This is a genomic window from Marilutibacter chinensis, from assembly GCF_021725675.1.
Classification (GTDB): Bacteria; Pseudomonadota; Gammaproteobacteria; order Xanthomonadales; family Xanthomonadaceae; genus Marilutibacter; species Marilutibacter chinensis.
The window spans coordinates 897,616-911,807 of sequence record NZ_JAKJPO010000001.1; the positions used below are offsets into that span (position 1 = coordinate 897,616).

General features: G+C 69.1%; 9 protein-coding genes. 4 read left to right on the top strand and 5 right to left on the bottom strand.

Annotated elements, in window-relative coordinates; translation table 11 throughout:
• Positions 1 to 3 precede the first annotated feature (3 nt).
• The 3 genes from asnB to L3V18_RS03940 are packed head-to-tail and all read left to right on the top strand — an operon-like array spanning position 4 to position 4,933.
• A complete protein-coding gene (asnB, locus tag L3V18_RS03930; RefSeq protein ID WP_237053286.1) occupies positions 4 to 1,899 on the top strand; it encodes an asparagine synthase (glutamine-hydrolyzing) in 1,896 nt (631 codons plus the stop codon).
• The gene (locus L3V18_RS03935) at positions 1,884 to 3,257 is read left to right on the top strand and encodes an O-antigen ligase family protein (protein ID WP_237053287.1); all 1,374 of its coding nucleotides are present in this window, start codon (positions 1,884 to 1,886) and stop codon (positions 3,255 to 3,257) included. The genes asnB and L3V18_RS03935 overlap by 16 nt, the downstream gene beginning before the upstream one ends.
• Positions 3,254 to 4,933: a choice-of-anchor Q domain-containing protein gene (locus tag L3V18_RS03940; protein WP_237053288.1), complete on the top strand. Its 1,680-nt coding sequence runs from the start codon at positions 3,254 to 3,256 to the stop codon at positions 4,931 to 4,933. The genes L3V18_RS03935 and L3V18_RS03940 overlap by 4 nt, the downstream gene beginning before the upstream one ends.
• On the opposite strand, the gene L3V18_RS03945 is transcribed toward L3V18_RS03940, so the two are convergent.
• Both L3V18_RS03945 and L3V18_RS03950 read right to left on the bottom strand, forming a co-directional pair.
• Complete coding sequence (locus L3V18_RS03945) at positions 4,867 to 5,724, bottom strand: YdcF family protein (protein ID WP_237053289.1); 858 nt, start codon at positions 5,722 to 5,724, stop codon at positions 4,867 to 4,869. The genes L3V18_RS03940 and L3V18_RS03945 overlap by 67 nt on opposite strands.
• 43 nt (positions 5,725 to 5,767) lie before the next feature.
• On the bottom strand, positions 5,768 to 7,243 hold the full coding sequence (locus L3V18_RS03950; protein WP_237053290.1) for a lipopolysaccharide biosynthesis protein: 1,476 nt from the start codon (positions 7,241 to 7,243) through the stop codon (positions 5,768 to 5,770).
• A 513-nt stretch (positions 7,244 to 7,756) separates the two neighbouring features.
• On the opposite strand from L3V18_RS03950, the gene L3V18_RS03955 reads away from it, so the two are divergent.
• A complete protein-coding gene (locus tag L3V18_RS03955) occupies positions 7,757 to 10,438 on the top strand; it encodes an NEW3 domain-containing protein (RefSeq protein ID WP_237053291.1) in 2,682 nt (893 codons plus the stop codon).
• A gap of 152 nt (positions 10,439 to 10,590) precedes the next feature.
• On the opposite strand, the gene L3V18_RS03960 is transcribed toward L3V18_RS03955, so the two are convergent.
• Genes L3V18_RS03960 through L3V18_RS03970 form a run of 3 tightly spaced genes read right to left on the bottom strand, consistent with a single transcriptional unit; the run spans position 10,591 to position 14,106 of the window.
• Complete coding sequence (locus tag L3V18_RS03960; RefSeq protein WP_237053292.1) at positions 10,591 to 12,363, bottom strand: glucosamine inositolphosphorylceramide transferase family protein; 1,773 nt, start codon at positions 12,361 to 12,363, stop codon at positions 10,591 to 10,593.
• Positions 12,360 to 13,211, bottom strand: a complete 852-nt coding sequence (locus L3V18_RS03965; protein WP_237053293.1) for an alpha/beta fold hydrolase — start codon at positions 13,209 to 13,211, stop codon at positions 12,360 to 12,362. Before L3V18_RS03965 ends, L3V18_RS03960 begins: the two co-directional genes overlap by 4 nt.
• Positions 13,204 to 14,106 carry an alpha/beta hydrolase family protein gene (locus L3V18_RS03970; protein WP_237053294.1) on the bottom strand — a complete coding sequence of 301 codons (903 nt, stop codon included), beginning with the start codon at positions 14,104 to 14,106 and terminating at the stop codon, positions 13,204 to 13,206. The genes L3V18_RS03965 and L3V18_RS03970 overlap by 8 nt, the downstream gene beginning before the upstream one ends.
• Positions 14,107 to 14,192 lie beyond the last annotated feature (86 nt).

The window sequence follows — 14,192 nt, forward strand, 5'->3', positions numbered from 1 at the left end:
ACGATGTGCGGCATCGCCGGCATCGTCGCCGCCCCCGGCCGGCCGGCCCCGTCGACGGAGCTGGGCAGGCGGATGATCGACGTGATCCGCCATCGCGGCCCCGACGACCATGGCCTGCATTGCGACGAACAGGCCGTGCTCGGGATGCGCCGGCTGTCGATCGTCGATGTCGCCGGCGGCCATCAGCCCGCCTATGCCGCGGAAGGCCAGGTGTGCCTGGTCTTCAACGGCGAGATCTACAACTTCCGCGAGCTGCGCCGTGGATTCGAGAAGCAGGGTGCCCGCTTCGACACCCGTGGCGAGGCGGAGGTGATCCTGCATGCCTATCTGCGCCACGGCGCCGATGCGATCGCGATGCTGGACGGCATGTTCGCGATTGCGATACGCGACCAACGCAGCAACGAACTGCTGCTGGCGCGCGACCGTTTCGGCGAGAAGCCGCTGTACTACGCCCACGGCCCCTGGGGCCTGCTGTTCGGATCCGAACTCAAATCGCTGCTGCAGTCTCCCGACTGCCCGCGCGAGATCGATCCGGCCGCGCTGTCCGCCTATCTCGCCTACGGCTACGTGCCCTGCCCGCTGAGCATCTTCGCCGGCGTGGGCAAACTCCCGCCCGCGCATCTGCTCAGATTCCGCGAAGGCCGCATCGAACTGCGGCGCTATTGGCGTCCGAGCCTCGCCGTGCGCACGCCGCTGGATGAGGACGCGGCCGGGGAGCGGCTCGCCTGGTTGCTCGACCGCGCGGTCTCCAGCCGGCTGGTGTCCGACGTGCCGTTCGGCGCCTTCCTCAGCGGCGGCCTGGACTCCAGCACGGTGGTCGCGTTGATGACCCGCCACCTGAGCCAGCCGGTCAAGACCTTCAGCATCGGCTTCCGGGAAGCGGCGTTCAACGAACTCGCCGATGCGCGACGGGTCGCGCGCCACCTCGGCACCGAGCATCATGAGCTGGTCGTGGAACCCGACGCGGTCGAACTGCTCGAGCGGCTGGTCTGGCATTTCGACGAGCCGTTCGCCGACTCCTCTGCGGTGCCGACCTTCCTGGTATCGCAGCTGGCCCGCCGCCACGTGAAGATGGCACTGACCGGCGACGGCGGCGACGAGCTGTTCGGCGGCTACGACCGCTACCGGCGGCTGCTGGCGATGGAACGGCTCGGCCCACTGCGCGGACCGGCCGGCGTCGCGATGCGGATCGCCGGTGCGGCCCTGCCCGACCCGCTCGGCGGCCGCCTGCAACGGATCGGCGAACGCCTGCGATTGCCGTTCCGCCAGCGCTATCTCAGCGGCGTCGCGCTGATGCGGGCCGACACCGCGGCCGCACTCAACGCCCGCGCCGGCGGCCATGGCCACTACGACCTGCCGGCGATCGACGACCCCGGCGCCGACCTCGGTGCCGGCGACTCGGCCCTGGACCGCGCGGTGGCGATGGACCTGCAGAGCTACCTGCCCGACGACATCCTGGTCAAGCTCGACCGGATGGCGATGGCCAACTCGCTCGAAGGACGCTCTCCGTTCCTGGAGCCGGAGCTGGCGACGTTCGCGCTCAGCCTGCCGGAGCGCCTGCGGGTGTCCGGCGCCGATACCAAGGTGCTGCTGCGACGTGTCGCATCGCGATGGCTGCCGCCACAGGCCGTCGACAAACCCAAGCAGGGGTTCGCGGTCCCGCTGGCGGAGTGGTTCCGCGGCCCGCTTCGTCCGCTGGTCGCCGACACCCTCGCCAGCCGTGCGTTCCGCGAACGCGGCCTGTGCGATCCGGCCGCCGCGCAGGCGCTGCTGGATGACCACCTCGCTGGCCGGGCCAACCGGGATCAGGCGTTGTGGCAGGTGACCTGTCTCGAACTGTGGGCGAGGCGGTTCCTGGACACGACGGCGCAGGAGGAGGTTCCGTGCTGCTGCGCATGACGCTCGCCATCGCGATCATCCTGATGCCGAACCTGCTGTACCTGAAGTTCGGCACGGCGATTCCCGGCCTGAACCCCGCCAACCTGCTGCTGGTGCTGCTGATCGGTGCGCTGGCGCTGTCCGACCGCGACAAGGCGCCGGCGACGACCGGCATCATGACATCGCCACTGTTGTTGTGGGTGGCGACGCTGACGATCGGGTTCGCCATCGCGATCATCACCTCGCCGATGGGCTTCGTCGACGATCTGACCCATCTGAAGAACCTCGTGTTCTTCCCGCTGTTGTACTTCGTCTACCGCCGATGCGGCCTCGACCTGACCTGGACCCGGCGGCTCATCCACCTTTCGATGGCGGTGGCGGTCTTCGCCGGACTGGACGCGGCGATCGACGCCCTGTCCTTCGACACCAGCCAGTACTCCGATGCGCAGCGCAGCGCCGGGCCATTCGGCGGCGTCAACGCCTCCAACCGCGCCGGGGTCTTCTACGCGATGTTCCTGCCGCTGCTGCTGGCGACCGCACTGTTCAACCGGGACCGGCCGAAGCTGAGGCTGGCCGCACTGCTGGGTTGCGCGATCCTCGCGATCGGGATCATGGCGACCTTCTCACGCCAGGCCTACCTGATCGCGATCGTGATCTCGGCGCTGCTGCTGTTGCGGCGGAGCGTGCTGCTGGCGGCGATGCTTGCGCTGATCGCGATTCCCACGGCGGCGCTGCTGCCGGATGCGGTCAGCGAACGCATCGCCGGCACACAGCAGTACGACGCGGTAGGTGCGGTCCAGCTGGACAGCAGCACCGCCAGCCGCTTCGAGATCTGGTCGGGCGCATGGAAGATGTGGAAGGACCACCCACTCGGCGTCGGCATCAACCGCTTCCCGCACTACCTGGGCGACTACTCGTCGACCCACGAATCGCGCGACGCCCACAACGCGTTCGTGCTCATGCTGGCCGAATGCGGCTTGCTGGGCGTGGCCGCGATGCTGTGGCTGCTGTGGCGGCTGCTGAAGCTGGGCCTGGCGATCCGCGAGGTGACGCTGCCGGACGATCACGAGAGCCGGGCGTTGTACGTCGGCTTCATGGGCGCCACCCTGGCGATGGCGCTGGGCAATGTATACGGAACACCGTTCTTCGACGGCCTGGTGATGGGCAATTTCTGGGCGCTGTGCGGCCTGATCGAGCACTACGTGGCACTGAAGGCCGATGCCGCACCCGCGCCTGCGCCGGACACCGCGGAGGCCTCCGACCCGCGGGTGATCGGCGCCTGTTTCCCGTTGTCCGCACGCGCGCTTCCCGGCCGCTACGCCTCCGGCGAACGGTTTGCCGAGCGGCACATGCCGGGTCGCCAGCACACACCGTCATGAAGCAGGCCGTCCTGAGGCAGGTGCGGATACTGGCGGCCATCGCCACCGGATGCATCGGCAGTGCGTCCACAATCGTGCCGCCGGTGCATGCGGCCACCTTCCACGTCCGTGTCGACGGTGGCGACGCCACCCAGTGCAGCGGTCTTGCGGACGCGCCCTATCCCGGCGCCGGCAACGGCCGGGCCTGCGCATGGAACCACCCCTTCGTCGCTTTGCCGCCGTCGGCTCCGGCACGCATCCGGGGTGGCGACACCCTGATCGTCCGGCCCGGCGGTTACGAGATCGGACCGGGCGCACCCGACTCGGGAAACTGTGCCGCCACCGGCGACTGCGCACTGTCGACGCTTCCCGGCGGCCCTTCCCCACAACAGCCGACCCGCCTGCTCGGCGGCTCCTCGGAAGACGTCTGCTCGGCACCGCCGCAGCTGTGGGCGTCCGCCGGCAACCGCGCGGTGATCCGTCTGGACGGCATCGAGCACGTCGAGATCGGGTGCCTGGAGATCACCGATCACAGCGCCTGCATCGTCGGCTATCCGGCCCGCGGCGACGGCGCGCGCGAGGACCTGCGCTGCGCGGAGACGCCCGGTACCGGCGCGGGCTGGGGCCGCGACGGCATCGTCGCCCGCGACGCCGGCAACGTGCTGCTGCGCGATCTCGACATCCACGGCATGGCCGGCAACGGCATCCGCGCGGGCCGGCTGCGCGACTGGACCCTGCGGCGCGTGCGCCTGCATGCGAACGGCTGGGCCGGTTGGGACGGCAATGTCGGCAGCAAGGCAGAGCCCGACTCGGGCAACCAGGGACATATCCGCTTCCTGGACAGCGAGATCGCGTGGAACGGCTGCGCCGAACGCCATCCCGAGCGCACGATCACCGGCTGCTGGGCACAGCAGCAGGGCGGCTACGGCGACGGCCTCGGTACCGCGCGCACGGGCGGCGACTGGCTGTTCGAGAACGTACGCGTGCATCACAACACCTCCGACGGACTCGACCTGCTCTACCTCGACGGCAGCGGCAGCGTCACCCTGCGCCGGGTCCTCGCGTTCGCCAACGCCGGCAACCAGGTGAAGACCTCCGGTCCGATGCGGATCGAGAATTCGATCCTGGCCGGAAGCTGCGGCTACTTCGCCGATCTGCAACGTGCCGAGCCGGAACGTTCGATCATGACCGGCAGCGACCATTGCCGGGCGATGGGCAACACCCTGTCGGTTTCCTTTACCGGCGACTCCCGGGCGGTGATCCGCAACAACGCGATTTCCGGCGAGGGCGACTGCCTGCTGGTCACCACCGGCGGTTCGTCGCGGGCCCGCGCGCAGGTCGTGAACAATCTGTTCGTCGGCGGCGTTCAATGGCAGCCGGACGCCGCTGTCGCCGACCACCGCATCGAGGGCGAACCGACCTGCGGCCACTACACCGTCGACGGCGACGCGCAGCTGGAGTTCGAGCGCAACCTGTTCTGGCAGGTCAAACCGGGATCGTGTCCCGCCGGCAGCCTCTGCGACACGCCACCAGGGCTGCAGCCGTCCGACGACGAGGTGCTGCGCTGGTCGCCGGCCCCGGGCAGCCCGCTGATCGATGCCGGAAAGCCGCTGGACGATCTGGAGACCGATTATTCCGGCAGGGCCCGCGACGGCACGCCCGACATTGGCGCGATCGAGGCCCGTCCGCGCGATTGAGCGCCATCGCCGTGGTGCTGTCGCCAGTCCAGCCACCGGTAATAGACCATGCCGACCCATTCATGCAGCGCATCCTCGGTCTTGACCAGCGCGCTGGCACGGGGGATCAGCGATCCCGGCAACGCGAACGGCACCTGCCGGTAATCCGACGCGAGCGGGCAGGCGTCGAAACCGGCACGCGCCATCGCGTAACGCGCCCTCGGCACGTGCATTGCCGAAGTCACCAGGACGACGTCGCGCGGCAACGCCGGCCGCAGCCGGGCCAGTCGGCGCGCGTTGTCCCGGGTCGTCGTCGACCCGTCCTCGACCCGAAGCGCTTCCGCGGCAACGCCCAGACGCCTCGCGTAACGCGCCATCAGCATCGCGGCCGCGACGGGGCGGGAGGTGTCGCCCCCGCCGTCCGCCGCCTGCTGCGGGCCACCGGACATCACCAGCACGCGTCCCGGCGCCGCACGCCACCAGTCGACGGCGGCCTCGACGCGGCGCCGGCTGGTCAGGCCGAGGGCACTGAAACCATCGGCATCGCCGGACGCGCCGTCGACTGCGCCGGCCAGCACCACGGCGACGTCCGCAGCGGCGTCCCGGCAAACGGCCGAGACGCCGCGCGCCGGCGCCTCCAGCGCGCCGACCAGCAGGTTCGCCACCAGCGGCGTCGTCGCCAGCACGGCCAGCCCGGCAACCGCCACGCAGACGCGCAACAGCCGCCGTGCCCATCGCGCGTGCGAGCGCGCGCACAGGCACGCCCCTGCCAGGGCAACCAGCAGCCAGCTCAGCGGCGACAGCATCCACATGCTCGATCTCCGCGGGCCGTCATGCCAGGGACCTGGAGCCCGTTCATGCGACACCCGTCGTCTTCAGCCTGAAGACCGTTTCGCGGAGCTTCCTGTCCAGGGCGAACACCGGAACGAGATAGAGCAGCAGCCACAGCACACCGCCCACGACGACCCGCAACAGCGGCGCGGCCCCGTCCAGTGGCCCAACCAGGCCCATCGACGCAATGAACATCGCGGCCGCGCCCAGCGCCAGCAGCAGTTCCCGGCCGGCCGGGAACTGCAGCAGGTCCCGCGGACAGAACGCGCACCGCGACAGTGCCAGCATCAGGTAACTGGCCACGGTCGCGTACACCGATCCCATCACTCCGTGAACGGGAATCCACAGCAGGTTGAGGCCGATGTTGGCCGCGGCGGCCGCCAGCGTAAGCAGCATCACGGTCATCGTCCGCTTCTTCAGCAGCAGCCCGTAGCCGCTGACGTCGAGCATCGGCAGCAGCGCGAACAGTGCGCCCAGCCACATGAACACCGGCCCCGACGCGCTCTTGCTGGGACCGGTCAGGACCTCCAGCACGTCGGCGCCCACCGCCCATATCGCCGCGCCCACCCCGATCGAGACATAGGTCACCGGCTGCAGCACGCGCAGCTTCAGCGCCCTCACCTCCTGCGCACCGGAGGTTCCATGGACACGGTTGGCGACCGGATTGAACGCGCCCCACAGCGGATCGCTCATGATCACCGACACCTGCATCGCCAGCGCGCAGCCGATCGTGTAGACGCCGACCGCGGCGTAGTCCCCGAGCATGTGCTTGAGCATGATGCGATCGATCGACACCAGCAACATGCCGACCATCTCGTTGACGACCAGGGGCAGGCTGTAGGCGAGCGATGCGCGATAGGCGGAAAGATCCAGCGACTTCCGCGAGAACGACAGGTTGCGGAATACCCACCACGCGTAGCCTCCGGCCAGCAGCAGTGCGGCGGCGATCTTCCCCGCGTAGACGGCGGTCGCGCTGCGCTGGACCCAGTAGACGAACGACAGGATCAGCACCAGCTCGATCCAGCGCCAGGACACCCGGCTTACGTTGAGCAGGCCGGAACGCTCGCTGACCCGCAACGTCATCTCGACGTGGCTGATGAACACCAGCAGCGGCATCAGCATCAACGCGCCCCAGAACACCGGCGATACCTGCACGCCGCCGAAGCCGATCACGCCCATCGCAACCAGCGCCAACACGCTCCACAACCCCAGCGAGACCGCCATCGGCACGAACACCAGGTTGGTCGCGAAGTGCCGCAGCCGCCCCTCGTCGCCGCCGAACGGATACAGGCGCAGGATCGCGTGCTGGCCTCCGAGCTTGACCACGGCGATCGCCAGCATCAGCCAGGTGTCGTAGTAGCCCAGTATTCCGTACTGGGTGTTGTCGAGCATGCGGGTCAGCGCCGGGAACGAGATGAACCCGGCGGCCATGATCAATACCGTCGCGCCCGAGTAGCGCAGGTAGTGCCGGCCCAGGCTGAGGTTCGGCTGCATGCCCATCTACGGTCTGCCAGCCCGCGTGGGAGCGGCCGCCGTCGCGAGCGTCCCTCCGCTGCGTTGTCGGATGTCCAGGGCGATTGCGCGGTCGGTCAAGGCGGTGCTCGCAGGGTCGACGACATGGCCGCACGCCCGGATGTCCGGGCGGTGTAGGAAGCCCACGGGCGGCCCGGATGACGGTTCGCGTCAACCATCCGAACGTGACGGGCAGCACAACGCGGACAACCTTCCTGGCACGGACCCGGCGCATCCGCCCGCAGCGCTCCGAATGTCCCGCCCCCCGTTCATCCGAACCCTGTCGGACCCGACAACCTGCTGCTGCGTGAATCGAATCCACGTCGCGCTAAGTCCATGACGCAGTTCCTTTTTTCGTCGCTGTTTGCGCGACACAGCGCACAACAGCCCCAGCGACCCGTCCATAGCATCGCTTCCGGCTTCGGGGAGAGCCGCTTTTTTCTTTATTCCACTTGGCATTTCAGTGAATGGCGTCCTTGGCGTCGGAGTCTGTTGGACACAATGATCAAATCGAATCTGAGCAAACGCGCTCTCTGCGTTCTTCTTGCACCGCTTGGCCTGGCCGCCGTTGGCTCGGCCCATGCGGCGACCACCTACTACGTACGTACCGACGGCGGCAACGCCACCCAATGCAACGGCCGCTCGAACACCGCCTATCCGGGCAGCGGAAGCAACCAGTCCTGTGCCTGGAAGCACCCCTACTACGCCCTGCCGAGCAGCGGCACCGCCCGCATCGCAGGCGGCGACACGCTGATGATCGGCCCGGGTGAATACAAGATCGGTTACGGCGCCGAGGGCATGGCCGGCGGCTGCGCGTCCGGCGACCGCAGCGCCTGCTCGCTGGGCAAGGTGCCCAGCGGCCCCAGCGCCAGCCAGAAGACCCGGATCCTCGGCGACAGCAAATCGCCGCCGAAACTCTGGGGCGCGGAGCGCACCTGGAGCGTGATCAGCCTCGACGGCAGCTCGAACGTCGAACTGGGTCACCTGGAGATCACCGACAAGGACCAGTGCGTCTCGGCGCACAGCGTGGCCAGCGCAGCCTGCAACCGCAGTTCGGCGCCGTATGGCAACTGGGCCTCGATCGGCATCTCGGCCAGCAACTCCGGCAACGTCCACATCCACGACGTGAACATCCACGGCCTGGCGCTGCAGGGCATCAACGCGGGCGGCCTGAGCAACTGGACGCTGGAACGCGTCAAGATCAACCGCAACGGCTGGGCGGGCTGGGACGGCAACGTCGGCAGCGCCAGCAGCAACTCCGGCAGCATCGTCTTCCGCGATGGCGAGATCGCCTGGAATGGCTGCGGCGAGAATCCGAGCACCGGTGCGCCGGTCAATTGCTGGGGCCAGAAGGCCGGCGGCTACGGCGACGGCCTGGGCACGCTGCAGACCGGCGGCCAGTGGCTGTTCGAGGACATGTTCGTCCACCACAACACCTCCGACGGCCTGGACATGCTGTACATGGACGGCGCCGACGGCAGCTCGGTGACGATGCGTCGCGTGTACGCGGTCGACAATGCCGGCAACCAGCTCAAGGTCAGGGGCAACAGCACGATCGAGAACTCGGTGGTGGTCGGCAACTGCGCCTACTTCGCCGGCAAGTACTACATGCAGGCCGGCGACATGTGCCGCGCCTCGGGCAACGCGATCTCGGTCACCCTGTCGCCGAACGACAAGGTCTTCATCCGCCACAACACCATCACCGGTGAAGGCGATGGCCTGATCATGACCACCGACGGCGATGCCAGCGCGACGACGACGATCCAGAACAACGTCCTGGTCGGTGCCAACGACTATCTGGCGACGGTCGCCGGCAGCCCGCAGCTGGCGGTGGCGCACATCGTCTACAACAGCTCGGCCAGATCGGTCTACGCCGGCAACCTGGTCTGGAACGTCAAGAACAACCAGTGTCCGTCGGGCAGCATCTGCGGACAGAACCCGAAGCTGACCAATCTGAGCCTGGACGACTTCGATGCGACCCCGCTGGCCAGCAGCCCGGCAGTCGACGCGGTGGCGGTGCTTTCCGGAGTGACGACCGACTTCTATGAAGCGCCGCGTCCGGCGGGCAGCAAGTCGGACATCGGTGCGGTCGAGGTGCAGGCCGGCGGCACCACGCCGTCTCCGACGCCTACCTGCAGCCGCGCCAGACCGGTGCTATCGCTGACCGGCCCCACCGATGCGGTCGCGGTCGGGCTGACCGTCAACTACTCGCTGAAGATCACCAACAAGGACAGCGCCGGGTGCAGCAACACCAGCTTCTCGCTCGCACGCTCGGTACCCAGCGGGTGGACCGGAACGCTCTCGGCGGGCAGCGTTGCCCTGGCACCGGGCGCGAGCTCGACGGTCACCCTCGGCGTGACGGCCGGCAACGGCACCGTCGCCGGTGCCTACAACATCGGCGCCGGCGCCAGCAGCGCCGTCGGCAGCAGCCACACGGCCAATGCATCGGCGGTGTTCAACGTCAAGGAGGTCAACACCTCGGGCGGCCAGGTGACCCAGGCGGTCGGCACCGACAAGAGCGCGTACATCGGCGGCGAGACCGTCTACATGAGCGCCCTGGTGAAGCAGGACGGCACGGCGGTCGCCGGCACGACGGTCCGGTTCACCGCGACCAAGCCGAACGGCATCGAGATCGTGATGAGCGCGACCACCGATGCCCAGGGCTACGCCCGCGCCAGCTTCGTCAGCGGCACCGGTCCGAGCTCGATCGGCAACTACGGCCTGAGTGCGGTCGCCACCGTCGACGGCAAGAGCGTGACCTCGACCACCGGCTTCTCCGTCAACGACGCCGGCGCCGGTCAGTCCGACCCGGTCGAGCCGGCCCCGGTCGAGCCCGACCCGACCGAGCCGCCGGTGGTCGTGGTTCCGCCGGAGGGCGGCGAACTGGCCCAGGAGATCGAGACCAACAAGGGCCTGTACGGCCTCGGCGACAACGTCCATATCAGCGGCCGCGTGCTGGACGGTAGCGACTCGGTGGCAGGCGCCCGCGTCGACATCCGCGTCTACCGTCCGAACGGCAGCATCCAGAAGCTGTACGCGACCACCGACGGCGACGGCCATTTCGAAGCGGTCCACTCGATCGGCTACAACAAGAAGGAAGCCGGCGACTACGCCGTCAAGTCGACGGCTACCGTCAACGGGAACACCGTCACCGCCACGGCGGTGTTCAAGGTGATCCGCTAGGGAACCGCGACCCCTCTCCCCCAACGATTCCATCGTCGGGGGGAGGAATTCATCTGCAGCGTTCCCGGCCGGCTTGCCGCCTCCCGGAACGCGACACGCGATCGGGCGAGGCGACTCGCCCGTTTTTTCTGCGCGAGCGTTCCAGGCAACCGTTACCCGCGCGCCGTCGCTCCCGTCGACATCCCGCCGGGCCGGAGGTTTCCTCCGGAGTCATGCCCGGGATGGCGCGATGCGGGGACTGCATCACGCAGCCCGAATCCACGCACGTCGATCGCTTCCAGCGCACCGGCACGGCTGTAGGTATGGCATCCGTCGCGCGCACCGGCCGCTTCGGCGTCGAGCCTGCCCAGCATCCGCTCGCGATAGCGATCAGGGCCGAGCTCGAGCACTTCGTTGAACACGATCGCCGCGCCGTAGCTGCCGACGCAGTCCTGCGCGGGTCGCACCAAGCGCCCGCGGTCGACGAACAACCGCCCCGCCATCCGGGCGCGTCCTGCGTCGTCGACGATCGGATTGGCCGGATGAGGCCGGTAGGGTCCGGTCAACGTATCGGCCACGAACAGGAACAGGCTGTCGCACGAGCTGGCGCCGCTTTCGGCGACATTGACGAACAGGAACCAGTGCCCGGCGTGGAAGTGCAGCACAGGGTCGACGCATTGCCAGCCTTCGATCAGGTCCGCGAGCGGCCGCCAGTCCAGCGGTGATCCGCCGCACTCGTACAGGGTGACGCGGCAATCCTGCCCCGATTCCACGGTCATGAACCGGCGACCTTCCCAATCGAACACCTGCGGAAACGACAGGTGGCACGGTCGCTGCAGGGCAACGCCGAGACGCTCGGCCTGCCCCGCCGCATCGACACGGAGGCAGGCGATCACGCCTGCATTGACCTCGTCGGGACATTCTTCCACGTAGACGAAATCGCCATCCGGCCCATCGATCGCGCATGGGTCTGCCCAGTAGCATCCGTGCGGCGCGACCAGCGGGCAGTATCCGCTGGCACTGGGGAGGTCGGGATCCATCGCCTCGGACTGACGACGCACAAGTACCGACCAGCGTCCTTCACGCGAACACGCGCGATTCCAGCGATCGCGCACGCGCACGCCGATCGTGGCGACGAAGGCACGCACCGTCGCCAGCCGCCCTGGGCGACACGATGGAGGGACGAGCCGCACGGAGACGACGCGGCGGTCGCCGGCTGCGGGCTCCGGCGCGTGCAATTCCGCGAGCAGCCCGCGGAGCAGCAACGCCGGCAGCTTGCGGCAGGCCCGCTCCCGCTGTCCGCTCAGCGACGCCCGGTAGGTCGCCGCCGTGCCGACGGCCAGTGGACGCCATGTCCCGTCCACGCGATCCGCCTCGAGTCCGACCGTCGTCGCCGCCGGCTCGATCAGCGGCGACAGCAGGACGAATGTCGCGTCGCATTCGTGCAGCAGCGATGCGTCCAGTCGCCAGCAACCGCGGCGGGCGCCCGCGGCGATTTCGGCCGCCCCTTCCAGATCGGCCGCCAGGATCACCAGGTCCGGTCGCCTTTCCCGCAGCCACATGAGCGCGGCGTCCCGCCCGGACTCCGGCGCGGACGGAGGCCGGGCCATGCCGGACTGCGGCACCGGCACGACGGTGGCGAAGCCGGTGCCGGCCGGCGAACGCCATCTCTCGACCGCCAGCGCCATCCGCAATTCCGGCCTGCGGCAGTCACTGCCGGGCAGCTTCGCCCCCGCTACCGGCAACACGTCGACATCGAGCCATCCGGCACGGCCGGCGAGGCGCATGAAGTCGTCGAGCCAGCCGGGCATCGTCGCCGGCGTCACCAGCACGACCCGCAGCGGTCCGGCACGCCGCACGTCCGCCAGGTACAGCGGCGAGACATCCGACGGCGCGTTCGACTCGCCGGACGGGGCCCCACGCGGACTGTCCGGCACCTGCATCATGCGGCGGCCTCCTCCACGGCCGAAGGCCTGCTGTCGACGGGGGTAGTGTCCGCGGACCATGCGATGCCGGTCAGCCACGCCTCCATCGTGTCGAGCAGGCGCTCGCGGTGGCTGCGCGCGTAGAACGTATGGTCGCAATCCGGCCAATAGCGCATCGACACGCGTGGATCGCGGGTGCCGGCCCCGAGGCCCCAGTAGAACTGGCGCGGATGCAGGAACCTGTCGGTATAGCCGCCGGTGAAGATCCACAACGAACGCACGCCGCGCTCCACCAGTCCTGTGAACTGCCGGCGGGCGACCGCCTGGGACGGCCACTCGCGATACATGCTGCTGTCGCCGCCCGCGCGGCCGCCGGGCGGCAGTCTGCGCACCAGTCGCGCGGCGATGCCGGGCCACGCCTGCGGCCCGCGGCGCAGCACGTCGCGGGCACGGGCGAGATGGAACCACGGCCCGATGAAGCTGATGCCGTCGATCATGACCAGTCCGCCGACGCGGGTATCGTCCTGCGCCGCCATCCAGGCAGCGTCGGCGGCGCTGCAGACGCCGCCGACGACGAAGCGGGTCTGGCCGGTCTCGCGGTGCAGCGTCCCGATCGCTTCCAGCGCGGCCTCGCGCGGTCCGCAGCCCTTCAGCCGCGGCGTTTCGCCGACTCCCGGCGACTCATATCGGAACGTGCGGATGCCATGGCGGGCGAGCCGATGGGCCAGTTCGACATGCAGGCGGAACGGCCCGGCCCGCGGGATCAATCCGGCGCTGGGCAGGACCAGGATCGGGGCGCCGTCCGAACGCGTCCCGGTCAGCACCCCGGACAGTCGCGAATGCGGTCCGAACCTCAGGATCTCATCCATCGCCCTGGCCCCCCGCAACGCCGCCGTGCGCCGCCGGCACGGCCGTCGACCACCGGCACAGGGCCTGGCCGAGTGCGTCGACGACCCGGTGCAGGCCGGGCGACATGAACAGTGCCGACTCCATCCGCGTGCTGCCGCCGAAGGCCGGCGTATCCGCATCGAGTACCAGACCGGATTCGGGCTCCAGCTCGAGCGTCCGCATGTGCGGACGGGTCACCGTCCAGAACGCAAGCTGCGATCGCACCACGGGTGCCGGCATCCCGAACGCCGCCAGATCCTCGCGCAACTGCCGCGATGCGTTCATGCCCATCAGCTGTGCATCGTCGCCCGCATCGGGGACCGAGATGCGGCGGTTGCGCAGGATCGAATAGCGGCTTGGCGACCGTCGCTCGGCGGCATCCTCGCGCTCCAGTTCCTGCAGCCAGTTCAGTCCGTCCAGGATCGGCTCCCACAACACGACCAGATCCGGACGGGCCCCTTCCCCGATCCACGACATCACCGGCAACGCGCCGCCACGGAACGCGACCACGACCAGGCGCTCGACTCCGCACACGCCTTCGGCTTGCTCGCGCAGGCGTTCGCGCAGCGCCGACTCGACCACGCACAGGTCACGACGCATGGAATGGAAGTCGGTGTCCTCGCCCAGCCCCATCGAGTCGCCCATGCCGTAGAAATCGAACTGCATCGATACGAAGCCGAGCGACGCGAGGTGATGCGCGATCTCGCTCAACAGCCGCCTGCTGCGCGGCAGCTCGTGGAACAGCGGCGCCACCAGCAGCACGCCCACCCGCAGCCTGTGGCCCCGCGGCATGTGCACCGCCGTGTAGAGCCGGCGTCCGGGCTCTCCCGCCCATTGCGGATGCCAGACATCGGCGCCGTCCCGGCTTTCCCGCATGGGGACCTGCGGCTCGCCCGCCGGCGCTCGCCCGTTCGCTGTTGCCTGCATGGATTGGGTCGCCCGCATGTCCACTCGATGGGTCT

Coding starts and splice junctions, on each gene's coding strand:
- asnB (WP_237053286.1), top strand. CDS start 4: ATGTGCGGCATCGCCGGCATCGTCGCCGCCCCCGGCCGGCCGGCCCCG.
- L3V18_RS03940 (WP_237053288.1), top strand. CDS start 3,254: ATGAAGCAGGCCGTCCTGAGGCAGGTGCGGATACTGGCGGCCATCGCC.
- L3V18_RS03945 (WP_237053289.1), bottom strand. CDS start 5,724: ATGTGGATGCTGTCGCCGCTGAGCTGGCTGCTGGTTGCCCTGGCAGGG.
- L3V18_RS03950 (WP_237053290.1), bottom strand. CDS start 7,243: ATGGGCATGCAGCCGAACCTCAGCCTGGGCCGGCACTACCTGCGCTAC.
- L3V18_RS03955 (WP_237053291.1), top strand. CDS start 7,757: ATGATCAAATCGAATCTGAGCAAACGCGCTCTCTGCGTTCTTCTTGCA.
- L3V18_RS03960 (WP_237053292.1), bottom strand. CDS start 12,363: ATGATGCAGGTGCCGGACAGTCCGCGTGGGGCCCCGTCCGGCGAGTCG.
- L3V18_RS03965 (WP_237053293.1), bottom strand. CDS start 13,211: ATGGATGAGATCCTGAGGTTCGGACCGCATTCGCGACTGTCCGGGGTG.
- L3V18_RS03970 (WP_237053294.1), bottom strand. CDS start 14,106: ATGCGGGAAAGCCGGGACGGCGCCGATGTCTGGCATCCGCAATGGGCG.